Annotated in this window: 18 protein-coding genes and 5 pseudogenes; 12 read left to right on the forward strand and 11 right to left on the reverse strand. The window is 60.8% G+C overall.

Going from position 1 to position 25,203, the window contains the following annotated elements; genetic code table 11:
• Positions 1-108: 108 nt before the first annotated feature.
• Both OKW37_RS02075 and OKW37_RS02080 read right to left on the reverse strand, forming a co-directional pair.
• Positions 109-1,101: an ABC transporter substrate-binding protein gene (locus OKW37_RS02075; protein ID WP_121325519.1), complete on the reverse strand. Its 993-nt coding sequence runs from the start codon at positions 1,099-1,101 to the stop codon at positions 109-111.
• A gap of 46 nt (positions 1,102-1,147) precedes the next feature.
• A complete protein-coding gene (locus tag OKW37_RS02080; protein ID WP_429509762.1) occupies positions 1,148-2,494 on the reverse strand; it encodes an MFS transporter in 1,347 nt (448 codons plus the stop codon).
• 236 nt (positions 2,495-2,730) lie between these two features.
• On the opposite strand from OKW37_RS02080, the gene OKW37_RS02085 reads away from it, so the two are divergent.
• The 3 genes from OKW37_RS02085 to OKW37_RS02095 all read left to right on the forward strand — a co-directional run bounded on the left by OKW37_RS02085 (position 2,731) and on the right by OKW37_RS02095 (position 4,394).
• Entirely contained in the window at positions 2,731-3,699 is a 969-nt protein-coding gene (locus OKW37_RS02085) for a PDR/VanB family oxidoreductase (protein WP_121325517.1), read from the forward strand.
• Between the two features lie 177 nt (positions 3,700-3,876).
• Positions 3,877-4,122 (forward strand): hypothetical protein, encoded by a 246-nt coding sequence (locus OKW37_RS02090; RefSeq protein WP_121325667.1) that lies wholly within the window; start codon positions 3,877-3,879, stop codon positions 4,120-4,122.
• A gap of 14 nt (positions 4,123-4,136) precedes the next feature.
• Entirely contained in the window at positions 4,137-4,394 is a 258-nt protein-coding gene (locus OKW37_RS02095; protein WP_429400966.1) for a hypothetical protein, read from the forward strand.
• A 16-nt stretch (positions 4,395-4,410) separates the two neighbouring features.
• On the opposite strand, the pseudogene OKW37_RS02100 reads toward OKW37_RS02095, so the two are convergent.
• The 5 genes and pseudogenes from OKW37_RS02100 to OKW37_RS02120 form a co-directional block, all read right to left on the reverse strand.
• A pseudogene (locus OKW37_RS02100) lies at positions 4,411-4,931 on the reverse strand (2-oxo acid dehydrogenase subunit E2); the annotation flags it as partial.
• Positions 4,932-5,071: 140 nt separating this feature from the next.
• Entirely contained in the window at positions 5,072-5,722 is a 651-nt protein-coding gene (locus OKW37_RS02105; RefSeq protein ID WP_121325516.1) for a DUF3800 domain-containing protein, read from the reverse strand.
• A gap of 215 nt (positions 5,723-5,937) precedes the next feature.
• Positions 5,938-6,231: pseudogene (locus OKW37_RS02110) on the reverse strand (HU family DNA-binding protein); the annotation flags it as partial.
• 574 nt (positions 6,232-6,805) lie between these two features.
• Entirely contained in the window at positions 6,806-8,008 is a 1,203-nt protein-coding gene (locus tag OKW37_RS02115; protein WP_429401703.1) for an IS91 family transposase, read from the reverse strand.
• 5 nt (positions 8,009-8,013) lie between these two features.
• The gene (locus tag OKW37_RS02120; RefSeq protein WP_429400968.1) at positions 8,014-8,994 is read right to left on the reverse strand and encodes a tyrosine-type recombinase/integrase; all 981 of its coding nucleotides are present in this window, start codon (positions 8,992-8,994) and stop codon (positions 8,014-8,016) included.
• A 629-nt stretch (positions 8,995-9,623) separates the two neighbouring features.
• Here OKW37_RS02120 and OKW37_RS02125 point away from each other — a divergent pair.
• Positions 9,624-9,977 (forward strand): annotated as a pseudogene (locus tag OKW37_RS02125) (transposase); the annotation flags it as partial.
• A 471-nt stretch (positions 9,978-10,448) separates the two neighbouring features.
• Positions 10,449-11,715, forward strand: a pseudogene (locus OKW37_RS02130) (IS256 family transposase).
• A gap of 517 nt (positions 11,716-12,232) precedes the next feature.
• Here OKW37_RS02130 and OKW37_RS02135 read toward each other — a convergent pair.
• Positions 12,233-13,267, reverse strand: coding sequence for an IS110 family transposase (locus OKW37_RS02135; RefSeq protein WP_090812447.1), 1,035 nt, complete (start codon positions 13,265-13,267; stop codon positions 12,233-12,235).
• A gap of 174 nt (positions 13,268-13,441) precedes the next feature.
• On the opposite strand from OKW37_RS02135, the pseudogene OKW37_RS02140 reads away from it, so the two are divergent.
• Positions 13,442-13,879 (forward strand): annotated as a pseudogene (locus OKW37_RS02140) (ATP-binding protein); the annotation flags it as partial.
• Between the two features lie 61 nt (positions 13,880-13,940).
• Here the strand turns inward: OKW37_RS02140 and OKW37_RS02145 are convergent.
• Together OKW37_RS02145 and OKW37_RS02150 are read right to left on the reverse strand one after the other, a co-directional pair.
• Positions 13,941-14,645, reverse strand: a complete 705-nt coding sequence (locus OKW37_RS02145) for a hypothetical protein (RefSeq protein ID WP_090812448.1) — start codon at positions 14,643-14,645, stop codon at positions 13,941-13,943.
• Between the two features lie 621 nt (positions 14,646-15,266).
• Positions 15,267-16,727, reverse strand: coding sequence for a hypothetical protein (locus tag OKW37_RS02150; protein WP_429509751.1), 1,461 nt, complete (start codon positions 16,725-16,727; stop codon positions 15,267-15,269).
• A gap of 2,453 nt (positions 16,728-19,180) precedes the next feature.
• On the opposite strand from OKW37_RS02150, the gene OKW37_RS02155 reads away from it, so the two are divergent.
• On the forward strand, positions 19,181-20,014 hold the full coding sequence (locus OKW37_RS02155) for a hypothetical protein (RefSeq protein ID WP_429400973.1): 834 nt from the start codon (positions 19,181-19,183) through the stop codon (positions 20,012-20,014).
• A complete protein-coding gene (locus OKW37_RS02160; RefSeq protein WP_090812451.1) occupies positions 20,011-20,664 on the forward strand; it encodes a hypothetical protein in 654 nt (217 codons plus the stop codon). Before OKW37_RS02155 ends, OKW37_RS02160 begins: the two co-directional genes overlap by 4 nt.
• 130 nt (positions 20,665-20,794) lie before the next feature.
• Here OKW37_RS02160 and OKW37_RS02165 read toward each other — a convergent pair whose 3' ends face one another.
• Positions 20,795-21,787 (reverse strand): IS5 family transposase, encoded by a 993-nt coding sequence (locus OKW37_RS02165; RefSeq protein WP_090812378.1) that lies wholly within the window; start codon positions 21,785-21,787, stop codon positions 20,795-20,797.
• A 962-nt stretch (positions 21,788-22,749) separates the two neighbouring features.
• On the opposite strand from OKW37_RS02165, the gene OKW37_RS02170 reads away from it, so the two are divergent.
• The 4 genes from OKW37_RS02170 to OKW37_RS02185 all read left to right on the forward strand — a co-directional run bounded on the left by OKW37_RS02170 (position 22,750) and on the right by OKW37_RS02185 (position 24,804).
• On the forward strand, positions 22,750-22,872 hold the full coding sequence (locus OKW37_RS02170) for a hypothetical protein (protein ID WP_429400975.1): 123 nt from the start codon (positions 22,750-22,752) through the stop codon (positions 22,870-22,872).
• 1 nt (position 22,873) lies between these two features.
• Positions 22,874-23,137: a hypothetical protein gene (locus tag OKW37_RS02175; protein WP_429400977.1), complete on the forward strand. Its 264-nt coding sequence runs from the start codon at positions 22,874-22,876 to the stop codon at positions 23,135-23,137.
• Between the two features lie 390 nt (positions 23,138-23,527).
• A complete protein-coding gene (locus OKW37_RS02180; protein WP_429400979.1) occupies positions 23,528-24,592 on the forward strand; it encodes a hypothetical protein in 1,065 nt (354 codons plus the stop codon).
• Positions 24,550-24,804 (forward strand): hypothetical protein, encoded by a 255-nt coding sequence (locus OKW37_RS02185; protein ID WP_429400981.1) that lies wholly within the window; start codon positions 24,550-24,552, stop codon positions 24,802-24,804. The genes OKW37_RS02180 and OKW37_RS02185 overlap by 43 nt, the downstream gene beginning before the upstream one ends.
• Positions 24,805-25,203 lie beyond the last annotated feature (399 nt).

The raw sequence follows: 25,203 nt of genomic DNA on the forward strand, positions 1-25,203 counted from the left end.
TTTACTATGGATGACCGATTATCCTGGATGTGTTGTCCCTTTCCGCGCATCTGTCGCGCACTCAGCGTCTGCGGATGCGCGACAGCACGAGCAACCGCCGCGAGGGGATCAGATCTTGAATCGCTCCAGGCTGGCCGGGTGGAATAGTTCCGCAGGCTGCAGACGACGGCTCGACAATCCCTCGGCGTGGTGCTGCGCGAGGAAACGGTCGATCACATGCTCGTTGTTCGCGAATCCGTACGACCAGAAGTCGTGCCCCATCAGCCGCCGAGCATTGCGCAACTGGTCCTCGATGAACGGCAGCGTCACCTTGGTCGCCGAGGTGTCGCTCAAACGGGCCAGCGCCACTTCCTTCGATTGCTCGAACGCCTTCGCGATCGCGCCGGGCAGCCACGGGTGCTGATCCGCGAGCGTCTTGCGAACGCCCAGCGTGTGCATGATTGGGAAGAGCTGCCTGCGCTCGTACCATTCGGCGGCGCTCTTCTGCGGATCATCGAAAAGGTACTTGACCTTCGGATGCCCACGGTCGAAGCACGACGGCGCGCGCGGTCCGATCACGCCGTCAATCTCGCCATCGGCCAGCAGGTTCGAGATCGTCTGCCCTTCGGGCGCGCTTTCCAGAACGACGCCTTCAGGCAGCTTGAGCGCAATCTTCTCCACACGCGTCGGATCCTCGTAGCCGCCCCGCACCCAGTGGATATCCGACGCCTTCACGCCATATTCCTCTTCGAGAAAGAGCCGCACCCATACGTTGGCGGTCAGCTGGTATTCCGGCACGCCGATGCGTTTGCCCTTCAGGTCCTCGGGACGGTCGATCCCGCGATCGGAACGCACGTAGATCGAGCTGTGTCGGAATGCGCGCGACGGAAAGACCGGCACCGCGATGTAGGGCGAGGTGCCCGCGGCCGTCTTCACCGAATAGCTGCTGAGCGAAAGCTCGCAAATGTCGTAATCCGCGTGCCGGAACGCACGGAAGAAGATTTCCTCCGGGTCCTGCAGCATGAACACGGGATCGACACCGTCGATCTGGACGTCGCCGTCGATCAGCGGCCGCATCCGGTCGTAGTTCCCCACCGCGATGGAAAGTTGAAGCTTGCTCATTCCTGCTCCTGTCTGACTGTCAAAATGCTGGTCGTCGCGTGCATCGTCACGCACCGGATTGCTGTGCCTGCCGCTCGCGCGGCACGCCGAAGAAGACGGCGATGCCGCCGATGAAAACGAGCGCCGCAACCAGCAGGATGCCGGCCGAAAAACTGCCGGTCGCGCTCTTCACCCAGCCGAGGACGATTGGTGCGAAGAAAGCGCCCACCTGACCGAGACTGCTGATCACGCCGATCCCGCCGGCGGCCGCCGCGCCCTTCAGGTAGTTCGGCGGAATGGTCCAGATAATGGCTGCGGCCGCGAAATAGCTCACCGAAACGAGACTCAGGCACGCGATGGCGGCCACCGAGTTGTGCGTCAGAACGGTCAGGAGCACCGCGCCCGTGGCGCCGGCTGTCGTCGACAGCACGAAGTGCCAGCGGCGCTCGAGCCGCAGGTCGGAGCTGCGTGCGATCAGCAGCATGGCGACCGCGCCGACGATATAAGGCAGCGCCGACAGGAAGCCGATCTGCAACAGGTTGGAAACGCCCGCCTGTTTGATGATCGTGGGCGTCCAGTAGTTGAGGATGGTTCCGCAAATGGGCACCGTGGCCCAACCCGCGGCAATCACGTACACGCGCGGGTCGCGCAGCGCCGCGAAGAGCGTGCTCGGCGAGTTATGCGGTTTGCTGCGACCTTCCTCGTCGAGCGCGCCGATGACGATTCGTTTTTGATCCTCGGTCAGCCACGTCGCATCTTGCGGCCGGTCGATCAGGTAGAAGTAAGCCACGACACCGGCAATCACGGCGGGCACGCCTTCAAGGAAGAACAGCCACTGCCAGTTGCGAAAGCCCCAGACGTCCATGAAGTTTTGCAGGATGAACCCGGAGAGCGGGCCGCCGACAATCCCCGCAACCGCGATCGCCAGCAGGAACCGCGACGTGATACGAGCGCGGCGCTTCGACGGGTACCAGTACGAGAGATAGAGGATGATGCCGGGCCAAAAGCCCGCTTCGGCCGCGCCGAGGAGCGTCCGGGCAAGATAGAACTGCCATGGAGCGGTCATGAACGCCATGGCAGTGGAGATGGCGCCCCAGAGCAGCATTATCCGGGTGACGGTCTTGCGGGCGCCAATGCGCCGCAGCAACAGTGTGCTCGGCACTTCGAGCAGGACGTAGCCGATAAAAAACAGGCTCACGCCGAGCCCGTACGCCGCGTCGCTCAACCCAAGATCGTGCTTCAGTTGCAGCTGCGCGAAGCTGACGTTGACGCGATCGAGATAGTTGAGGACCCAGCACAGGAAAAGAAAGCTCATTAACCTGAACGTGATCTTGCGGTAGGTCGCCTCCTCCGCCGCCGAGTCGGCTACGGCAGACAGGGATAAATCCCCGGAGTGCAACGTTGAATGTGCCATGACTGAATGTCTCCGAATTTCACTCTGGATACCGGCCGGAACAGGGCTCCCCCGCCGCATAATTAGAGCTCTAATATTCAGCTTACGGTGACTTTATGCCACTTGCAAGCACGGGTTTTTACCGAGAGCAAGATCGCAAAGAAGCGGTCCTCTTGACTTGCGTAATTAGAGATCTAGTAATATCATGCGCTCATGTTGACACGACACAAAACCAGATCGGTCAGAAGGAGACAGACATGACGCCCCCCCAGGAAGACGGTTTTCTTCGTCTGAAGATCGCAGGCAAGGAGAAGATCGCCCGTGACATCTGGCGCTTTGAACTGACCGACCCGCAAGGCGCGCCGTTGCCGCCGTTCGAGGCGGGCGCGAACTTGACCGTCGTGGTGCCGAACGGCTCGCGACGCAGTTATTCGCTGTGCAATGGCTCGCACGAGCGCAATCGCTACGTCATCGCGGTGAAGCGTGACAGCAACGGACGCGGCGGCTCGATGAGCTTCGTCGACGATACGGCCGAGGGCGACGCCGTGGACGTCTCTTTGCCCCGCAGCGAGTTTCCCCTCGATGAGCGCGCAAAGTCATTCATTCTCGTCGCGGGCGGTATCGGTATCACGCCGATGCTGTCGATGGCGCGGCAGTTGCGAGCGGAAGGCCTGCGCTCGTTCAAGCTGTACTACCTCTCCCGCGATCCGGAAGGCACGGCGTTCTTCGATGAACTGACCAGCGACGAATGGCGTTCGGACGTGAAGATTCACCACGATCACGGCGACCCGTCGAAATCATTCGACTTCTGGCCCGTATTTGAGCGGTCGAAGTCGGCGCAACACGTGTACTGCTGCGGACCGCAGGCGCTGATGGACACCGTGCGGGACATGACCGGCCACTGGCCGTCGGGCACGGTTCACTTTGAGAGCTTCGGTGCAGGCAACGCGAATTCGCGCGAAAGCACGCCTTTCACTGTGCGGCTTTCGCGCAGCGGCACGTCGTTCGACATTCCCGCCAATCGCTCGATCCTCGAAGTGCTGCGCGACGCCAACGTGCGCGTGCCGAGTTCGTGCGAAAGCGGCACCTGCGGCTCGTGCAAGACAGCGTTGTGCTCAGGGGAGGCGGATCATCGGGACCTGGTGCTACGCGACGACGAGAAAGATACGCAGATCATGGTGTGCGTGTCGCGAGCGAAATCAGCGGAGCTGGTTCTCGATCTTTGAGTATTGCGGGCCCGCCGAGGGGCAAAAACCCTTGAATGTCGTTGTGCATGCTGGTTCTGATTCAGGAAATCCTGACGGCTGAAATCAGCGCTTCCTGAGACGACGTTCCGCCAGCGCCGATTGGACGCACGCACCGATCTCCATAGCATCGACTTATCGTATATCGAAGGGAAAATCATGGCGGGCAACAGGTCACTGCGTTCCGAGGTCGAAAAACTCGTTGGCCCGACGCGGGGCCGCGGGGCCTGCGTGCGTCTGCTCGACCGCTCCCGCTCGGGCGGCACATGCCGCGTGTGCATTCAGATCGACCGGCCGTCCGGGACGTTTTCACTCTTCTTCTTTCGCCATGCCGACGGCACACGGCATGTGTTCCCGCCGGGCCAGCGCCGCCCGGAAATGGGGATTGGCCGCCTGGCTGCCTGATCGTTCATGAATCAATGAAACGTCACATCGTCGGGCGTTATCGCGGATTCGTTATCGAAGCGCACATGGAGCCGCGAACGGCCCGTTTGTCCGATGGAATCGCGCTGACCTATCGCGTCACGTGGTCGTTACGTAGAAGGACGCGAAAACAACACGTCACCGGTGACTTCGCCGATCCCGTTACATACGACTCGGAGAGCGTTGCCCTCACGTGCATCGACCGCGACGCGCGCGCTCTTATCGATGCGATGCTGGCGGCGAATCACGCCTAGCACACGCTGACCGTTATCACGCATTCTGCAGATCCGCGATCGTCGCCGCCAGGAAGCGCGCCGCTTCACCGCCTGTCACGACGCGGTGATCGAACGTCAAGCTGAGCGGCAAGATCCGATGCACGGCAGGCACGCCGTCTGCCGCGACCACCTGTTCATGGATGCGCCCCGCTCCGAGGATCGTGACGGTCGGCGGCACGACGATGGGCGCTGCGTACTTCCCCGAAATCATCCCGAAGTTCGACAGCGTGATCGTGTTGCCGCGCATTTCTTCCGGCGGAATCTTGCGCGCGCGGAAATCGGCGCGCATCCGGTCGAGACCGGCGCGCAGATCCGCCGCATCGCGATGCGCGACGTCGCGCAGCACCGGCACGAAAAGTCCATCGGGCAGATCGACGGCAATGCCGAGATCGATCTTCTCCAGTACGTGTCGTCGCCCCGTATGTCCGTCGACCATGAGTTCAATGCCGGCTCAGCGCGGCAGCCCGCGACCACCGCGCGGATCAGACGGATCGTCACGTCGGTGTGCGGCGGCCAATGCCTTGGTCAGCCTGCCCAACGGCCTGTCCATTGATCACTTGATATGGCTATCGTGATAGCGCGTCACTGTTCGGGGTAAAGCGCGGCAACGTCGCATCCCAAAGAGATTGCGCCTTTGGGGAACAGGCATGGGGCGTTCAGAAGAATAGCCAGCGCTGGGCGATATTCGGCGATGCTGACTTGTAGGCGTCGCCGTTGCGATGTTCATGGTGTGCCCAGACGATACCCGCCATCCAGTCGACGAACTGAAGGGAAAAACTGTCCCTGCTTTCCCATGGGGTGGTCTGCAGCATGGTCTCGGCGCCGCGGCCCGCGAGTTCGGTGCACAGGTACTCGTGCAACGAATGTTTCAGTTCGACCTTCAGTGAACGCGCATCAGGAATGAAGCACACTGAATCGTACTCGCTCATGACCTCAAGAAGCAGAAGCTTCGCCATGAAGTTGTAAAGGCCGTTGGGCGTGCGCCGGAATGCGCTGTTCGCCTTTTCCTTGCGCACCGTAATCGTGACGAAACGGATGTCGGGACGCCTGGCTCGGATCTTCGCGAGTTCACCCGCGAAAGCCATTCGCTCGCCGGACGAGAGCTGGACGGACTTGAGTTCGTTGCCAGGCGAGCGTCCCCGATGCTTGTACACCCCGCGTACGACCCGTTCAAGAACAGGTTCCGCACCATCCGGGATGATTGCAGCGGCCAGCGTGAAGAAGCGGCTCGAGCCGCCTCGCTGGTAGGGCGCATCGAGTTTCCAGCCCAGGCAGCCGCTTTCGTCGAGATAAATCGTTGCGCCCAAATCGTTGCGCCCATATAAAAATAGCCTCCCGAAGGAGGCTACTGGAAAAGGTGCGGTACCCGGACCTGACGTACTCAAAGTACGCTTACGATCGCCGACGCCAATTTGTCGCAGGTGATCCGGGCATATTTAAACCGCAGCGCCGCTATACCTCCATTATGACGGTGGGATCCCGTTTTTTCAACCGGTACTGTAGCGGCCGCCAGCGCCAGCCATCAGCCCCCGTTGACGGCATCCTTGAACGCCTTGCCCGCCGTGAACTTGACGGTCTTCGCCGCGGGGATCTGGATTTCGGCGCCGGTCGCCGGATTGCGTCCGACCCGTGCGGCGCGCGCACCCGTGGAAAACGAGCCGAAGCCGATCAGCTGGACGGTATCGCCCTTTGTCACTGCGCCGGTGATCGCTGCGATCACCGCGTCGATCATCTCGCCGGTCGCGGCCTTGCTTTCAGCGGTTAGCGCCGCAACCGCATCCACCAGTTCCTGCTTGTTCATCGTTGATTCCTCGTTGTGGTTGGGATGTCGCCACCCTACCCGATCGGCCTGCCTTCACGCAATCACGACCAGCGGGCGGTCCGGTTCTGCAGCAACCGGATCAACTTAAGGTGCGTTGACTTCGCCACGCGCCGTCAGGGGCGGTCGGAAGCGCCCGGGCACGGCAGATCAATCACGAATTGATCGCTCGCTACCGGGCGACGGCCGGAAAGCGCCACGCAAAAAAATCGCTGCATCTGATAAGGCAGAGGATTTTTAGCGAAGCGCAGACGGCGCACGAGGCGCGCGTTGGCACAACGTGCGGGCCGTCTGTGCTTCGCTAAAAATTCTTTGAGCTAAACCGCTCCGCAGACGGTTGGGCTATGGGCATTGAATCGACGCGCGCTTGCGATGTTCACGACGACAGTATTCGCAGCGTCCGGGATGAACGGTTGGCGGTCCGGGTTGAGCAAGGAATGTCCGCGCAACGCAGACGATGAACAATCGACGCGGGGTGCGTGCGTGGACGGTCGGCGCCGTCTGGCCAAGCGTGTCCAACGGTGCCTGCGGGACGCGCTGGAACCGGTGTTGCAGGAGAAGGGGTCGAGATTCATCGGGAATTCGCCGGTGGTGCTCGCGGCGGCGCACAGGGTAACAGCCGGTCGATGCACAGCATGCGCCCGCGCGAGCACACCGGACAGTCGCGGAGCGAGCGGCCTGTGAGTTTCGCGTAGCGGTCGCGATAGTCAGGTTCGGGAACGCTGCAGGCCATGGCGGTGGGTTCGACGTTGAGCAGATGACGGCATACGGTCAGCCGGGGCTCACGCAGGCGATTGCTGAGCAACCCGTAGTGGCGGATGCGTTGTAGCCCACGCGGCAACACATGCAGCAGGAAGCGCCGGATGAATTCGTGGGCGTCCAGGTGCATCACGCGCGGCCGGCCCGGATGACGATAGTCCTTCCAGCGGAACGTGACGTGGTCGGCGCTCAGGCCGACGAGGCGGTTGTTGGAGATCGCGACGCGGTGTGTGTAGCGGCCGAGGTAGTCGAGGACCTGCTGCGGGCCGCCGAACGGCTCCTTTGCATAGACCACCCACTCGGTGTGCCGCGAACCGGCCAGGTAGCGGGCAAATTCGCGTCGTTCGGCCAGGTGCGCCAGCGAGGAGAAGAACCGCAGTTCGCCCACGTCGAAGGCGTGCTGCAACCGTTCGAGGAACAGTCGCCGGAACAGACGCGAAAGCACCCGCACGGGCAGGAAGAAACCAGGCTTGCAGGCTACCCAGCGGCTGCCGTCGGGTGCGAGGCCACCGCCCGGGACGACGCAGTGCAGGTGGGGATGATGCACAAGATTCTGCCCCCACGTGTGCAGGATCGCGATGAAGCCGATGGTCGCGCCGAGATGGCGTGGATCGGAAGCGATCGTCTGTAGCGTTTCGGCCGTGGCCTGAAACAGGATGTCGTAGACCACGCGCGTGTTCTGGAAGGCGACCGACGCGATCTCCTCGGGGATGGTGAAGACAACATGGAAGTACGGTACGGGCAGCAGGTCGGCCTGGCGGTCCTCGAGCCATTGCGCGCGGGCGAGCGACTGGCACTTCGGACAGTGCCGGTTACCGCAGGAGTTATAGGCGATGCGCTGATGTCCGCATGTGTCGCACTGTTCGACGTGGCCACCGAGCGCTGCGGTACGACACTGCTCGATCGCGCTCATGACGCGACGCTGCTCCCGGCTGAGCGAGTCGACATGGACTTCCCGATACGTTGGCCCGTGGCGACGCAGAACGTCCGCCAACTCCAGTGCGGCGCGCATGATCGCGCTCAGCTTACGGACGGCGGCGCGGAGCAGATCGATGTAGGAGATTGTAGAGGCAGTCGGTCGAACGGACTGGTCGTCGCGCAGACGGTGCTGGTTGCGACCTTCAGATAGCGCGACGTGGTGGCGAGGCTGCGATGGCCGAGCAGTAACTGGATGGTCCGCACATCGGTACCTGATTCGAGCAGGTGCGTCGCGAACGCGTGACGCAAGGAGTGCGGAGTGATGGATTTGCTGATGCCGGCACGGCGACGCGCTTGCTGGCACGCCAGGCGTATCGTTGCTGGATCGATGGGCTGGTCAGGAAACCGCCCGGGGAACAGCCAGTACTGTGGCCGGCCGATACGCCAGTAGCTGCGCAGGATCTCCAGCAGTCGCGGCGAAAGCATGACGTAGCGGTCGGTGTCGCCCTTGCCCTGTTCGACACGCAGTACCATGCGTTGGCTGTCGATGTCGCTGACCTTCAGGCGGGTTGCTTCCGAGATGCGCAGGCCAGCCGCGTACGCCACCATTAGCAGGCTGCGATGCTTGACGCTTCTGATCGATTCGAGAAACCGCGTCACCTCGTCGGGGCTAAGAATCACCGGAAGTCTGCGCGGTACCTTCGACATGGGGATCTCGTCGATCGGCCAGTCGCGTTTGAGCGTGATGGTGTACAGGAAGCGCAGCGCCGCCGTGGCCACCACCAGCGTGCTCCGGGAACGCTGCTGGAATTCAGCGAGGTGCACCTGGTAAGCGCGAATCTCCTCCGGGCCCAGCAGCGCAGGCGAACGTCCGAAGTATTGGGCGAAGCCGCGGACCTGCTGCAGGTAGGCGCGCTGGGTATTGGCCGCGAGGTTGCGCACGCGCATATCCTCGATCATGCGTCGACGTAATGCCGTCATGGCGGACTCCTTCGAAATGGACAGGGCAGAAACTGCACTGCCATCGTCGCATTCGAAGAAATGCTCGCCGTCAACGATGCCGAAGCCGACGCCGTTGGCCAACCACCTGCTACCGCGTCAGCGGTTTAGTTCAAACCTCGTTAGCACGAATGGGCCAAAGCGGCTGTCAGGCCCGGACCAAAAGGTGTGCAGTCGGTTGCTTCCGTCTTGTCAGGGAGTACGTCGTCACAAGGGCTGCCGGGGAAGAGACAGGCGCTAAACGGACAGGCCCGGGGACATTCGGGTCGGCAAGGATGGGAACGTGGTAAGCCCAATTGTCCGCCCACGCCAGTGTTTTGGCGAAGGCAGGTGCCTCGCGAGGGAAGCTGTTGGACAAGTGGGTATGAGAACGCGGAAAAAGCGAAGGGTGGTCGGTAATAGGCCACATAGGGGTTCAAAATTTGCCCTGATCTGAAAGGATGCAGACTTCCGCGTGGTGCAGTTGTCGTAGGCCTACATTTGAGATTCCTCGAAGGGCAGCTTGTGAGTAGCCGGACATGTTCCAGGTTCAGCGCTCTTGGCCTCGGTAGCGAGGTGAATCAACGATGTGACGCGTACGAAGGTCGTATGCAGTGCTGGTGCGACCGGCGTCAGTACGACGCTTAATGCTGTGCTCGAGCCGTATGCGGGGAAAGCCCGCACGTACGGTTCTTCGGGGGCCCCACTGCCGAGAGGCAGCGGGGCTACCCAATCATCCACTGCCGCAATTGCTGCACGGACAGGAGCGGCGCGTCTACGGCGACAGCGCCTATGCGAGCCAGAAGGAGCTGATCCACAGCAAGGCGCCCAGGGCGCGCGACTTTACCAATCAGCGCACGCGCCGTGCGGGAGGCGAAGTCGACGAAGTGCAACGGGGCAAGAACCGCAACAAGTCGAAGATTCGCGCCCGGGTGGAACATGTCTTCGCCGTCGTGAAGCGACTGTGGGGATTTACGAAGGTGCGCTATCGCGGGCTGGCAAAGAATGCCAACCGGGCGTTCGTCGCGCTCGCACTGGCGAACGTCTACCTGGCGCGCAAGAAACTGATGCCACCGGTACGCCCATAGTGGGCGAAAGGCGGGCAACCCGCCCGCCCAACAAGCCCGCGAGGGCCGAAAAGCAATGGCTCAAGCTCGGCCTCATGACTTGGCGACGTTCAAATTGCTGACACGCTGCCGAATTCGCGGCTTGTTCAGCGTAGCCCTAGGCTCCGACTCGTCTTTTCCGCTGACCATGTGGCTATGAACGTAATAGGTCATCGACGATGCGCCGCCCGACGCTATAACCGCCCATGAGTGCATCCGCTTCGCTGAGAAATGGCTTACCTTGGGACTCTCCAAAACGCAGTGGCGAGAATACGGCTACTTCGGCACCAGCCTTGCGGATTCGTACTATCGTCACGGACCCGACTCCGCCCTGGAGCTAAAGTCGAATCTGGTGTACGGGGGAGTTGAGGCGGGAAGTTGAAGGCGGTGGAGGTTTCAGCTGAGAATCTGATTGTCGAAGTCGGAAATCCAGCAAACAACAAACCATCCACCATGAGCAAGGATACGGAAAAAGCAGTTGTCGGTCTATTGGGCGCCGGCCTGGGGCTGGACGATTTGGTTCGTCAAGGGGCACGGCAAGTGATTCAACAAGCGATTGAAGCGGAGCTGGCAGAGCTGATGGAGCGGTTCGCGAACGTCAAGACCATGCATGGACAGCGCGCGGTGGTCCGCAACGGCTACTTGCCGGAACGCGATGTGTTGACGGCGGCCGGGCCGATTCAGGTGAAGGTGCCGAAGGTGCGTGATCGATCAGGATTCGGCGTGAAGTTCAACTCGACGATCGTGCCGCCGTACGTGAGGAAGTCGCCCCGCGTAAGCGCAGCCCTGCCGTGGCTGTATCTGAAGGGTATTTCGACGGGCGACATGGGCGAAGCGTTAAAGGTGCTCGTGGGCGATGACGCCAAGGGCTTGTCGGCCAACGTGGTGAGTCGGCTGAAGGCGCAATGGGCTGAAGATCATGCGGCCTGGAGCAAGCGGGACTTGTCGGAATCACACTATGTGTACTGGTGGGTGGACGGCATTCACACCGGGCTGCGCAGCGAGAACTCGGACGGTCAATGCTTGCTCGTGATCATCGGCGTGAGGCCGGATGGGAGCAAAGAGCGCGTGGCGATCGGCGATGGGTATCGCGAGACGAAAGCATCGTGGCTGGAACTGTTGCTCGACCTGAAAAAGCGCGGTCTGAAGGCGGGTCCACGGCTGGCGGTCGGCGACGGCGCGATGGGCTTCTGGGCGGCGCTGGAGGAAGTGTTTCCGACAACGCGTGGTCAGCGCTGTTGGTTTCACAAGATGGGCAACGTGCTCAACGCGCTGCCCAAGTCGCAGCAGGCGCGCGCGAAGGCCGACATGCAATCGATCTGGATGGCCGCGACGCGTGCCGAAGCCCATGCCGCGTTCGATCGTTTCGTGTCGATCTATGCGGCCAAATATCCGAAGGCGGCGGAGACGCTGAAGAAGGACCGAGAGAGCTTGCTGGCCTTCTACGAGTTCCCCGCCGAACATTGGCAGCATCTGCGTACCACCAACGCGATTGAATCGACGTTCGCGACGGTGCGCCACCGTACGACACGTACGCGTAACTGCGTGTCGCGAACCTACCTTCCTCGGCCTGGCATTCAAGCTGATTGAGGAAGCCGAGAAAACCTGGCGCCGTATCAACGGCCCGGAAAAGATCAAGCTGTTGCTCGAGGGTGTGGCCTTCAAGGACGGCGAACCGGTGCAAGACGATCGACCGGTTCAGCAGAAACTCGCCGCTTGAAATCGACCGCCATCAAAATGTTCATACACCATGCATGGACGCCCCCGGCTTGCCAAGCTCTCATTTGTAACGGATTGAAGGTAACGATTGCAGCCATGCATCCGGACTTCAATGGCCGGCGTAGGCCGGCGGTCCCTGATGGAATGTGCTGGTCGGTCTCTCAACAGTCTTGCGTGCCAAGAAGCACAGTGGTGTAGCCAGAGTTTCCCGACCACGGTCTTACCTGTCTCGCCATGCATGGACGCCCCCGGCTTGCCAAGCTCTCATTTGTAACGGATTGAAGGTAACGATTGCAGCCATGCATCCGGACTTCAATGGCCGGCGTAGGCCGGCGGTCCCTGATGGAATGTGCTGGTCGGTCTCTCAACAGTCTTGCGTGCCAAGAAGCACAGTGGTGTAGCCAGAGTTTCCCGACCACGGTCTTACCTGTCTCGCCATCACGTCATGATCGCCTGTGCAATCGGTGGTTTGCGTCTTGCTCCAGTCAGTTGCTTGTGTCAGTGTTTGCCCGACCTGATTACGCGACCGCAATCGCGGGCGTGTAATCAGGTCGGAACTCTCGCCCGTGGGCGAGCAGCGCCCATATGATCCGCGCGTTCTTGTTCGCGAGCGCGACAGCGGCGACGTTCGCGTTTCGTCGCTGCAGCAATTCATGTAACCAGCCATCCTTTTGCTGCTTACGCACTGCAGATTGCATCACGGAACGCGCGCCGTGGATGAGCAGCGTTCGTAGATACGTGTCACCGCGCTTGCTGATTCCGAGCAGCACATTCTTGCCGCCGCTCGAGTTCTGTCTGGGCACCAGACCCAGCCAAGCCGCAAGCTGCCGTGCACTTCTGAAGCTTTTTGCGTCGCCGATTGACGCAACGAGCGCGCTGGCGGTAAGCGGTCCTATACCAGGCACGCTCGCGAGCCTGCAGCTCGTTTCGTCGCTTCGGTGCCAGGCCTGGATCTGTGCCTCGAGCTCCCGGACCTGCCGGTCAAGTTCCTTGAGATGGTCCATGAGGCGCTGAATGAGCAGTCGGAAGGAACCGATCAACTCGTTGCCTGCATCTTCGATCAGCTCGGGCACCCGCCGAACGAGATGCGCGATTCCCTGGGGAACGACGATCCCGAACTCGCCGAGCAGACCGCGGATCTGGTTGGCCTGGGCTGTGCGGGCCCGCACGAAACCCTGGCGCACGCGGTGCAGTGATAACACCGACTGCTGCTCAATGTTCTTGACCGGCACGAAGCGCATGTTGGGGCGTGCAACGGCCTCGCAGATCGCCTCGGCATCGGCCGCGTCGTTCTTGTTCGTCTTGACGTACGGCTTGACGAACTGCGGCGCGATCAGTCGTACCGTGTGGCCCATGGCTTGCAGCTTGCGGGCCCAGTAGTGCGCGCTGGCGCACGCCTCCATTCCAATCAGGCAGGCCGGTAGGTTGGCGAAGAAGGCCGTAATCTGATTTCGTCTGAGCACCTTTTTCAGCACGGTTCGGCCATGCTCATTTACACCATGGACGGCAAAAACACTCTTCGCCAGATCGATGCCAACTGTCGTAATCTTCATGATGGGCGCTCCCCTCGTTCAGGTGGTGGCTTTGACACTTCCACTTTGGCACATCGATGCCGTTTCGGGTGGGGGCGTCCATTCCATTACTCTTGACGTTAGCTCCGTGCTGACCGCATTGTGGGTGAAACGGATAGTAGATCTGCGCTTCATCAGGGTGTTGATGCGCAGTATGTTGCGGGTTCGACCGGCGCGGGCAAGACATGGATCGCCTGCGCGTTCGCGCAGCAAGCCTGCCGGCAAGGCTTCTCGGTACTGTATGTGCGTGTTGCCCGGCTGTTCGAGGAACTGAAGATCACACATGCTGACGGCAGCTTCACCAGACGCCTCGCACAGCTCGCAAAATTGGACGTTTTATTACTTGATGACTGGGGCCTGCAGGATCTCGATTCGGGCGCGCGCAACGATCTGCTCGAGGTGCTCGACGATCGCGTCGGCACGCGCTCGACAATCATCACCAGCCAGTTGCCGCTCGAACACTGGCATGCCTGGCTACAGGATCCGACGCTCGCTGACGCCATTCTCGATCGCCTCGTGCATCAGGCCCACAAGCTTCCGTTGAAGGGCGACTCGATGCGCCGAAAGAATAAGCCCGATGACGGCGTAGCCTGATCCCGAACACTCACGCTACAATCCATGCACCTCGCAGCACCGCCCTCCGGCTTGTTCGACTTCACCGAAACGAGCGTTCGCCTTCCCTGAAATCCGCACTCCGGCCGAAGGCCTCCTCGGCTACTCCCTTAAGGCCGTCCTTCGGGGCGCCCCGAATGAACGGGGAGGGCTTATGGACCCCATTGATCGTTAGAGGCTCGCTCGTATGCTCAACTCTCAGCCAGCCGAGCGGCTCAGTGACTACCGCGAGCATTTTGTCCATCCTGTTCGGGTCATCTTCCGAGTCCATTCTGGCAAGAACCTTGTCAAGTTTGAGCATCACCTCAAGAACCCGCTCAAGCTGATAATGGGACACGTGGACCTCAGCCAGGAAGTACCCGCAGTGCTCCAGATCACTTTCGGTCGCGGCGGGGCACTCGCTCGCGAACGACCTAATGCGCGCGTCGGATTCTGAAATCCAGGCATCGTTTTGGCCTCTTCCATCGGGAGAACGGGCGCGCTTGGAAACCCGCTTATGCGTATAGTAAAAATTTCGGGCCAGCCAGCGGCGCACCCTTGCTGTGTAGATTTTGACGACCTTGGGCACCTTTCCATATGCCGCGGCGATTGATTCAACCTGATCCTTTGCCTTGAATTCGACTCGGCTTTCCTTAACGCGGGCGAACTCTGCGCCAAACATGCTGGCCAGTCTCCGTCGACCTTCTGGATCCATCAGGTCGACAAAATCCGCCGGCAGTCCGGAGTACCAGTTAAAGAAGTCTTCCACGCGCTCAGCGGCGTGGACGTACTGCGCCGCAACGTCCAGAGGATAGTTTTTGAGGATGATAGACGCTCACTACCGGCAGGGAATAGACGTGGGTTTTCGCCCAGCTCGTGCCGGGCGCGGCCATGGGCCACACGGGGGTCGACGTACATTGCCAAGTGGCTTCTCCCCGAGTCAGAAGGATGCCGATAGGCGCGCCCGGCAAGCGGACGGCATCGGTTCACCGGAGTGGGAATATGGCTTGGGGAGGTGACTCAGTTCCTGCACAAGCCGGGAGGCGGTTTCTGGCGAGAAAACCAACCCAGTCGTATGCGGCACCACGCTTGAAGTTTCAACGTAGGGTCGCAGGGCTGGCGGCCGTATCCAGTATCGGGACTTCATGCCGCGGCCGGTTCGGTGCCGGCGTTCTCGCGCCACGCCCGGTCAAGCGGGTCTGCCGTCGCGACGTATGGCTGGCGGAGAAAAGACAACTGCGCACCAAGCCTCGTGGAGTTGGCCTCAAGCCAAACGTTGCTGCGGTCGATGTAGGCTGCGACGCCTGCGTCGGTTCGCATATTCGCGGCCGTGGTGGGCAATCCATCGAACGCCTCGAGTACACGTGACCAGCGAGAGGCGCGCCCGTTTTCACCCGGCCGCACGAAGGTCCGCAGCACAAGCCCTTCCGCTTCGGTGTAGTCGCCGAGAAACAGGCCAGTTGGTGTAGGCAAGGCAGACTGACGCCACCCGTGTTCGTTGGCAAGACACATGAACGACCATGAGAGACCGGAGGCAATGCGCAGGTCTGTCCGGATATCCGACAGTCTCATGGTGCCGTTGCGCTGCAGGCACCTGGCAATGGCATGGTGAGTAATGCGGAAGCAGCACAGCGTGTGTCGGAGACATTATCGTTGCATTACCGCTGCTGTCAGACTCGGTTGCGGTTGCAGCCTTCTCTGTACTCAGCTGGCACGGCGCAGCCGGGGGGAGTGTCTTGGCCGATGACGACGCGTACTGAGCAGCGTCCTCCTGCTCCTTGCCTTTTTTCGCCTTCGCGACGCCGACATAGTCGACCTTACCGTTTGCGTCGCGCTTGAACGCGCCGAAATAGCTCGCCATGATCTGCGGGCGGCTGTGCCCCATCAGCTCGCTGACCTGCTTGATCCGCTCTTGCAGTTCGTCCCATGGAGGGTTCTCGCCCGTGTAGTCCTCAGTTGCAGGATCGAAACCCTTCACACGCGCCATGTTGACCGCGAACTCTGCGCGCAAGCCGTGTCCAACGACGCCAGCAGCCTTTTTCGTAATGCCGATCTCCTCCATTCGCGTGTAATACTCTTTCGTATTCGACTCGAGGGTCGCCAGGGCGCCGCGACGCGTTTTCTCCCACCCCAGCCGGTGAATCTTTTTCACGCGGTCCTTGATCATCTTGATGATGACAGCCTGCTCTGGAATGAGGTACGGGATGAAACGCGGGCGACCGCCTTTCGGACCGTCCCCCGGGTACACCGTCAGACCGCTACCGTTATCGGCCTTCCATGGACGCAGGCACAAGGCTTCCTTCATGCGCAGGCCATATGTAATCTGCGCGACCAGGATGAGCCCGAAGCGCTCATTGAGCCGAAATGCGCGGTCGAGCCTTTCAGGGACGTCTATGCCGTTTGTCGACCATGCCTTCGATTCCGTCAACGTCGCCGACACCACGAGCGCTGCGCGGTCGACATCTGGCAGATAGTCCTCGATTGGCTTCACCATGGTTGGCTTCCCGATCCAGCCGGCAAATTTCCGCAGGACGGAAAGATCGGTCCGGATGGTGTTGACCTGTTTCTCTTGCGTGAAGTACCAATGCTGGACCAGCTTCCGGACGTGTTGTTCCTTGAAGTTGCGCGGCATCGGGCCGGCGCCCAGTTCCTCGTGCAGGAGGTTGAAAGCCGCGAACAGTGTTTTGGCTGCGAGTGCACGGGTGCGGTGTGCAGCGGTTCGACCATCTACCCGCTCACCTGCGTGGGCGTCTATCAGATCCTGCAACTCACGTTTCCACCCTTCAAGGTGGTTCGGGCCGCGGCGCGTCTTCTTTGGCGCGGCGGGCGAGAATTTCCCAAACTTGGACATCATGACCTCCGGTTTGTTGAGCCGGGCACTCTCTCGTAGGTGCCCCGGCAACAGTTAAAGCGGGATAGCTGCACGCCGTTGCCGATGCAACGACACGCTTCTACCTCCTCGCCGCCTCTGCCCCTGTCTCGCATCAGGTTCAGCTTTCGCCGCCTCTGGAAGGTTGGCGCGGGCTCCAGCATGCCCGTACAACGTTGTGGACTTAGACCGTGAGTTCGGTGGGTCTTTAGAAGATGCGTTTCCGAGGGCCTGCTCGTAGTCCAGTGTCAGCCACTCAGCCCGGTCCTTACGGGTGCCGGGTTACCGAGCCGCAGCTCGGCGTGGACTCCTTTTGTAGCGGTGGAGACGAACCGACGCGCATCCCATTGCCGTGGATGGCCTGGGTGAAGGTAGCGCGCGTACCTGGGTTCATGTGCCCTGCCCGTGTGCCGGGTAGGGGTAGCCCTCCGCCTGTCTGTCGCTTAGCGATGAGTCAGCGGCCCGTCGTGTGGACGGCAAAGGCTTCTTGGTGCGGGGATTGATGTGCGAATCCGATTTTCCAAAAGTCTTCGGCAAGTTTCGGGTACCGCTCCGGAAGCCGCATCCGGTAAGGTTTCCGCCTTACCTCAGTCTCGGATAGATCTCGGATCCGACTGAGCTTTTAAAAAACGCCGTGAGGCGTTTGGCACTTCTGTTTTCATTGAGACCGTGGCATTTCAACGATCTCTTGGGGTGCCCTCTCGCGAGAGTTCGGGCTGCCGCAGTGGCGGCTTGGGTGTTCCGTGCGGCCGGTGGAGGTGTCCAATCGACTCGCTGGGCAGAAGTTAATCACATCCAACAGCGGTCTGCAAGGGTTCCAGCTTGCGTCGTGGTCAAAGATGCCTCATGGGTTGAATTCACAACGGTTAATTAGGCTGGCCGCGGGCGGGCGCGCTGTGTACTTTCGCGACGTTTTTCAGGCATCGATGGCATCTACGCGCGCGCGAATGCTGTCCTCGCCTGAAAACACGAACCAGGGACGGAGAGCCTCGCCAGCCCTCGAAACTTCTGTGGCGGAACGTTTTGGGACGTGTGCCGGTACGTTATGAACCGTTCTGGAACCTCTAGTGGAACGTATTGAACCGTCTTGGGACAACCATAGGAACATATTGAAGCGCCGTGGGAAATATCGGCAAGCCCTGGGGCTTTACATGAGCCCACGGGGTCTATGTCGGATGATGCGCTTGAATGGAAATCCCACGCGAGGCACCAGCCAAGAACTGCAGCATTGCCGATAGCGTCCGCGTCTTGAAGCGGGCGCGTCATAACGTGTCCGCCCGGTTCGGCAGTCGACGCGGGAAGCTGCTTTCTGCGACTTCGACGCAGTGAGAGTAGCAGGCAGATGCGAATGCAGCGCAGGAGCGCCCCGTTATCGGCAGTCCCCACCATCGACCTGGACGGTAACGTTAAGTTTGGCTAAGTGGAACGTTTTGGTACCTGCCCGGAACATGTCAGGACATTCTGGGACGTTTAGGTGAACGTGCCATGGAACGCCTCATGGGAGGTCTTTCACTCGGTACCATGGAACGCTTTGTCGCGCTCCAGCACGCTTTCGGAGGCGACCGTGGGCAACTCGTCGCGCTCGCTGTGCGATGGTTTTGCTTCCACCACTCACAGCCGATTCGGGTGGCGCGCGGGATCGCCAGATCAGCCGCGCGACAGGGCGCCCACGCCCTGTGAGTTATAGACGACTAGAAGTGAAGAGAGACTTTGGAGTAGGCAGATGACGGAATCACACACGAGGCAACCTCTCTCCCCCGCTGATTACATAAGGTTGGTGGCGAGGCCGCGGCACAAGCTTCTCGCCTACGCCGCGTTGATACGGGAGCTGATGGAGGAAGAAGGCTTCAACGACTACCGAATCTGGCGGTATCTGGTCGACGAGTACGGCGTCAAAATTGGCCGCACGACGGCCCACCGTTTTTGTACGGCACTACGAGCAGGGAGGATTCCCGCGGAAAACGGCGGGGCAGTTGTGCTCAGTGAGGGTCCCGCTGCTCCACGCATGCCGCCACACAGGCCTTCGGCTCCGCCAGCCAGTGCCGCCCCGCCTCAGGAGGCACAGCACGTGGAACACGAAGGCCGGACGAACGATGCGGTTGTCGCACGCGCTCATGCACCACGTCAGCTGCTCCCGGGAGATGCTTCAGGTCCGTCCGTTGAAGTTGGACCGTCCCGATCTGAAGCTGTCCGGAGTCACGAAAAAGGAGGTTTGGAGACAGCCGAATCAACCGGTCTAACTCCGACAGCCCCCCGAAATGACGCGCCAGTTACCGCCGCATTCAATCTCGACGCACACGCGCCCGCGCCGAGAATGGAGGTTGCCGAAGGGACTCCCGATTGGGTCCCCGGCGACGTTCTGAAGACCTTCAAGATAAGTTCACCGCGCGCAACCCGGATGCTCGAAGCATACCGGCGCCGAGCGGCTGAAAAAGATGACGCAGACACTGCCCAACAAGGACCACAAAGTGACGAACACGACGATGTCAGAGAGCAATAGCCACGCCGATCAAGCGCGGAAACCGGGCACGGGGCGCGACTCGCTCCGGATCCTTGTCGCCTGCCAGGTGGGACGGACCGGGAAAAGTACGGTCGCAGACATCGTCCTTGCCACGCGGCTGGACGGGAAGATTTTTTCGGTCGACTCGGTGAACCAGGACGCTTCACAGTATGGTGCGAAGGTGCGGTCCTATTTCGCTGACGACCTGCTCAAGCTCCGCCGCGATATGATGCAAGCTAGGCACCCCGTGATCGTCGATCTTGGCGCGTCGGACTTCGCTGTATTTGTCGAGAAGATGGCAGCGGCCAATCTGTTTATGGACTTCACGCATTGCGTGATCGTGACGGATCCGACGCAACGCGGCCAGGAGGAAGCCCTCACGACCTACGAGACGTTACGCGGGCTCGGAATGGACAGATCCAAGTTCCGCTTCGTGTTAAACAAAGCCAGAACGGTACGCAAGATCGCACTACAGTTCGAGTACCTGTTCGCGTACGCCGCTGAGAACCCTGATTTTGAGATAAACGCCGACTGCTGGCTGCCGGAGCACGATCTGTTTATCGGCCTGCATGAAAGCGGGCAGGGGTATCGAGAGGTGCTCGCAGACACGACGGATTATCAGCCGCTAATCGACCGAGCCCTCGAAGCCGGCGATCGCGAGCTGGCGTCGGAGCACAGCTTGCGGCAGATAAATCAGCGCATGGCGATGGGTATGCAGATTCACTTCGACCGTTGCTTTGCCGCGCTCGATATCCCGGTGACTGAATGATCGACGCCAGCGATGCTGTCGACCCGAACGACCCGCCTGTGACAGCACAGGCGGTGAGGCACCTGTTGGTGATCGAGCAGGCGAACGCTTTCATCAAGGCGGTAAAGGAACACTCGAAAGCTGTCGGCGGGGAAACCGAGCGCTCTCTCGAAGCCGTAGGAGCTATATCGCAAATCTGCACAAGCATTCGGGTATCGATCGAGGGGCACGTGAAAGCGCTTGAGGCGCACAGTGAGGATCAAGCCGAGACCCGCGCGCTGCTGCTTGACCTAGCCACAGCTGTTCGTGTGATCGACTCCCGGCTTCCGGATCCCAAGAAGGTCCGGCATGAGATTCTCGGCGACCTTTGGCAAACCTTGGAGCCCCGGGTCCTGGAATACGTCGCCAAGATCGGGGGCGACCTCGACGCTCGCGTGGGCGAGACTGCCACCCGGTTGTTCGAAGCCGCCGAGCGCGGCTTTATGGCCCCTGCTCGGCCGGAGCAAGGGGCGGCGCTCGCTACACGACTTAGGTATCGCCGAGACCGCTGCATCTACCGGATAAAAAAAATGGCGACGGACTGGCTTGCGGTGATAGTGGCTACCGGTGTTGTCTCGCTCGCCTTTATCGCGTTTGGCGTTTTCGTCTTGATAACGCACCGCCCTCTCTAAGGAAGCGCTGATCAATGGACCAACTGCCCAAGTTGCAGACGAGATGCCGTCGAATTTTCCGGATGACGAAGCGAATCGATGCTCAACTCGGTGAATTGGACGCGCAAACGAGGCTCCCTGCTCGCATTTTTTATACGCATGACGGATTGCTCCCATGGACCGATCGCGACAGATTTCGCGCAATCACCAGATTCGCAAGAGCGAACAGGCTGAACAGTTGCGCGGTGTTCTTGGCCAAGCCCTTGTATCGCGTCTTGCGATGGTGAAACAGGTTCTTGACGATATGGAATGGATGCTCAACCCGCGACCGGATCTGCGCCTTGGTTCGCTCGACCGCGATCACCAGGTTCTTCAGCGCCCCGTCCTGCATCGCCTTGATCTTTCCCCGCTTGGCAGCGACGTGCCACTTCACGGTCTTGCCCGCCATTTCCTCGCGCTTGTCTACGCCAATGTAGCCCGCGTCGGCGAACGCCTGCTCTTCATGTCCGTGCAGCAGGGCATGCGCTTGCGATACATCCGACACGTTGGCCGATGTGCCAACCACACTGTGGATCAGGCCCGAATCGGCATCGACGCCAATGTGGGCTTTCATTCCAAAGTGCCATTCGTTTCCCTTCTTCGTCTGATGCATTTCCGGGTCACGACTCTTCCCGGCGTTCTTGGTCGACGGCGGCGCTTCAATGATCGTTGCGTCAACCAGCGTGCCTTCCTTCATCATCAGCCCACGCTCGCACAGCGAGATGCCAATCTCGTCGAACAACTTCCGTGTCAGTTCGTGTTCGATCAGCAGGCGCCGGAATTTCAACAGCGTGGTCGCATCAGGCACGTTCTCAACTGCCAGATCGATGCCGGCGAAGGCTCGCAGCGCGATGCTGTCATACAGCGCGTCTTCCAGTCCTTCGTCCGACAGCCCGTACCACTGTTGCAGGAAGTAGATTCGCAGCATTCGCTCCAGGCCAATCGGCGGGCGGCCTCGCGTGCCCTTCGGATAGTGCGGCTCGATTGCCGACAGCAAGCGCTGCCACGGAACGACCTTCTCCATCTCGGCGAGGAAGCGTTGGCGCCTCGTCACTCGCTTCTTGCCTGCAATTTCCGCTTCGGCGAAGCCGATCTGCCTCTTCATCAGTGTGAGTCTGTTCCGTGAGTTGCCTTCTATAACGTCCTCAGCTACGCCAACGATGACCACCGAGCTGAATAAATCAGCGCTTCCCTAAGCACCGCAACCGGTACGGCCACGCTCCGTCCCGTTTCAGATCGCCCGCCCTCGCCTTTCCGGTCCCACCCCTCTAGGTGCCGGGTTCTCCTTTTCCCCACGCTGAAAACGCGCGCCGTCCGGCGGACCATCTGTCTCAGACTGAGACAGGCCATCGTTGAAAATTCAATGACTTACGGCGCGGTTTTGCGGCGAAAACGGGAATTCGGAGCGGGAACGACGTGGCTAACGGTTTTTCTGGTTCACGCACCGACAGCAGCCCGAAAATTTTTTTTGAAAACGCTCTTAAATTAACGCCCATTTGCACGATAACCGTAAGCAACTCAGCAAGGCCGTTCGCTGTGTCGCGTGAGCATGTTGCATGATCCGGACATGGGCTGCTCCTTGTCACTGCAAAGCGGATCATCACCGAGACGAACCTTCCTAACAAACGAATCGGATAGTTGCGGTCGGTTGAGTTTCAACTTTGGCTCGGTTGGACAAAAGACCACCCCAAAGTATTGCGAGTGCAGCGTTGCCGGGTGTGTGCGATAACGTACGCAGCCTTGAATTCTGAGGTGTCTGCCTTGACACTGGCCGCCAATAAACCGGCGCCGGGACAATTGAATCGTGCGTCTCCCGCAACGGCCTTTGTCGAAGAGCCGGCCAATGGTTGACTATCTGAGGGCTGGGGTCGAGCGGCCAATAGTAGCCGCACACGGTCCGACGCAGATCTCGATCAATGGCTGATCGCGGCAGATAAACGTTCTGCACAACTGGATTCATATCGGTAGCAACGCGTACGACGAGTACACGTTCGTCCCCTGGCTGAACAAGAACGTGTATCGCCGGACTGTTGACCTTAGCCACCTCTGTATCCAGTGAGGGCCACGATGAGCATGGACGCAAGTGATTTACTCGAGCTGCGCCGAGATGATCCAACGTCGGCAGAACTGCGGAAGATGGCCGCGAACATCATCGCCGTCGGCGTCGCAGATCAACACGAGGGCTGCTGACATGAACGCGCTCGAACAGTGGCGCTCCCGACCGCTGCAGGTCAGTGTCCTGGATCGCTGCGATGAATGCGGCGAGTTGAAGGAAGACGTTCAGAAGCGCGTGAACTATTGGCCGAATATTACCGCCGTCTGCTGTGGGAAGTGCTTCACCGAAATGACCGGCCAATACAGCGGATCTTCAGCCCTATCAGGGGTCAGCGATGGCTGGAATGGCGCGCATCGCAATGCTGTCGCGACCGAGCCAGATAAATCAGTGTTTCCTTAGTTCCTTTGGAATTGACGGTAAGGCCGGCTGGGCCTGGGGGGCCGCTTTGGGTTTGCGTGGCATACATGCTCCTTGAGCTACATCTTATGCCTTGAAAGGCGAGGTTCAAATCTGGGTTACACGAGAGGGGCCTGATAAGGCAGCTATGGTTGATAATGGCCGCCCATTTTTTTCGGTCGTGGAGCGTGCATGAATCGATCCGCTAGCGCGGCAGCGAAGCTGCCTGAACATGTGCGTCAGGACTTGGCGGTTCGGGCGTTGGCGGGATCCGGGACGATCAGCGCGCTGGCCGGTGGGCACGGCGTGAGCCGAAAGTTCGTCTACGCGCAAACGCGCAAGGCTCGCGTTGCGCTGGCGGACGCGTTCGCGTCTGCGGTACCGGAGGATGAAGTGCTGTTCGAGTTGCCGGTCAGCCAGAGGTGGCTGCGCCAGGTGATGGTCGCGCTGACGCTGATCTGTCGCAGCTCGTATCGTGGCGTGGTGGAGTTCATGCGCGATTTGCTGGGCGTGTCCACCAGCGTGGGCAACGTTCACGACGTGCAGCAATGGGCCGCGCAGCAAGCAGCCGCGCTCAACTGCGAGCAAGACCTGTCGGGAATTCGTGTGGGCCTGCACGATGAGATCTTCCAGGGCTCGCGGCCGGTGCTCGCCGGCGTCGATGCCGAATCGACCTACTGTTACCTGCTGTCGGCTGAGGCCCATCGCGACGGCGACACCTGGGGCGTGCACCTGCTCGACGCCGCGCAACAGGGACTGGCGCCCGACTACACGATTGCCGATGCCGGCCAGGGCCTGCGCGCCGGGCAGAGGGCCGCCTGGGGCGACACGCCGTGCCATGGCGATGTGTTTCACATCCAGCGCCTGTGCGAAGGACTCGCCAACACGCTGGGCAACCTCGCCAGGGGCGCCCGGTCGCGGCGCGAGAAGCTGGACGCCAGGCTCAACCAGCCGCGCTCGCGGGCGCGCGACGGCGGCTTCGCTACCCAGCTGAGGCAGGCGCGTCGGAGTGAAGCGCAGGCGCATCAGTTGGCCTGCGACATCCGCACGCTGACCCAGTGGCTCAGTCATGACATCCTGGCGCTGGCGGGTCCGCGCCTCGCCACGCGCGAAGCGCTGTTCGACTTCATCGTCGAGGAACTGCGTAAGCGCGAACCACTGGATGCGCGCCGCATCCGCCGGTGCGCGTCGCGCTTCAGAACCAGCGCGATGACCTGCTCGCGTTCGCTGGCGTGCTCGATAAGAAGCTTGCCGCGATCGCGCAGAGCGCCAACGTATCGGATGAGTTCGTGCGCGCTGCGTGCGTGCTGCATCGCAAGCCGCGCACCTCGTCGGCGTACTGGCAGGGCTGGGGCCGGCTACGCGCCAGCCTGGGCGGCCAGTTCCACGCCGTGTTCGCCGCGGTGTCCGAGGCCATGGCCCACACGCCGCGCAGCAGTGCGCTCGTCGAGAATCTGAACTCGCGGTTGCGCAACTATTTCACGCTGCGTCGCCATCTGGGCGCCCCTTACCTCGACCTGCTGCGCTTCTTTCTGAATCATCGGCGCTTCGTGCGCAGCCGACGCGCCGAGCGTCAAGGCAGGAGTCCGTGTGAGCTGATGACGGGGCGGGACCACCCGCACTGGCTCACGCTGCTCGGACTCGGACCGCTTCAGCCGCAACGGGTCTGATATCGGGAGGTTAAAAACCTCCATTTCCGTCGTACTGCAAATCACATTCAGCCTTTACCGGCGGAATGACTCCGCTCGTCTGTGTTACCCAAAAACAGCAGTTTCTGAACCACGCCAGTTCAAGAAGGACCACGGGCGGCTGCCGTATTCCCTCGACGAGCTGCGCAGCACGCAGGACGGGATATACCTGCCGCGCAAATTCGACCTCCAGGGGGTCATTTACTTCCGCGACGGAGACGGCCATCCCCGGCTAAGCTGGCGGGGCGACGTCGATCATGGCGCCGCATATTGCAGTCTCGACGCCGCGCTGCACGAGCACTGCTAGCGTTTCAACCTCAGCGAACTTCATCGCCAACCCAGGGAATAAGCCATCGTGTCGTGACGCCTTGACCGCTCACG

The organism is Paraburkholderia sp. MM5482-R2, from assembly GCF_050436125.1.
GTDB lineage: Bacteria > Pseudomonadota > Gammaproteobacteria > Burkholderiales > Burkholderiaceae > Paraburkholderia > Paraburkholderia tuberum.

What these genes read in the sequence shown, in the direction of transcription:
- OKW37_RS02075 (WP_121325519.1), bottom strand. Translation starts at nt 1,101, where the DNA reads ATGAGCAAGCTTCAACTTTCCATCGCGGTGGGGAACTACGACCGGATG.
- OKW37_RS02080 (WP_429509762.1), bottom strand. Translation starts at nt 2,494, where the DNA reads ATGGCACATTCAACGTTGCACTCCGGGGATTTATCCCTGTCTGCCGTA.
- OKW37_RS02085 (WP_121325517.1), top strand. Translation starts at nt 2,731, where the DNA reads ATGACGCCCCCCCAGGAAGACGGTTTTCTTCGTCTGAAGATCGCAGGC.
- OKW37_RS02090 (WP_121325667.1), top strand. Translation starts at nt 3,877, where the DNA reads ATGGCGGGCAACAGGTCACTGCGTTCCGAGGTCGAAAAACTCGTTGGC.
- OKW37_RS02095 (WP_429400966.1), top strand. Translation starts at nt 4,137, where the DNA reads ATGAAACGTCACATCGTCGGGCGTTATCGCGGATTCGTTATCGAAGCG.
- OKW37_RS02135 (WP_090812447.1), bottom strand. Translation starts at nt 13,267, where the DNA reads ATGAAGATTACGACAGTTGGCATCGATCTGGCGAAGAGTGTTTTTGCC.
- OKW37_RS02150 (WP_429509751.1), bottom strand. Translation starts at nt 16,727, where the DNA reads ATGTCCAAGTTTGGGAAATTCTCGCCCGCCGCGCCAAAGAAGACGCGC.
- OKW37_RS02155 (WP_429400973.1), top strand. Translation starts at nt 19,181, where the DNA reads ATGACGCAGACACTGCCCAACAAGGACCACAAAGTGACGAACACGACG.
- OKW37_RS02160 (WP_090812451.1), top strand. Translation starts at nt 20,011, where the DNA reads ATGATCGACGCCAGCGATGCTGTCGACCCGAACGACCCGCCTGTGACA.
- OKW37_RS02165 (WP_090812378.1), bottom strand. Translation starts at nt 21,787, where the DNA reads ATGAAGAGGCAGATCGGCTTCGCCGAAGCGGAAATTGCAGGCAAGAAG.
- OKW37_RS02170 (WP_429400975.1), top strand. Translation starts at nt 22,750, where the DNA reads ATGAGCATGGACGCAAGTGATTTACTCGAGCTGCGCCGAGATGATCCA.
- OKW37_RS02175 (WP_429400977.1), top strand. Translation starts at nt 22,874, where the DNA reads ATGAACGCGCTCGAACAGTGGCGCTCCCGACCGCTGCAGGTCAGTGTC.
- OKW37_RS02185 (WP_429400981.1), top strand. Translation starts at nt 24,550, where the DNA reads ATGGCCCACACGCCGCGCAGCAGTGCGCTCGTCGAGAATCTGAACTCG.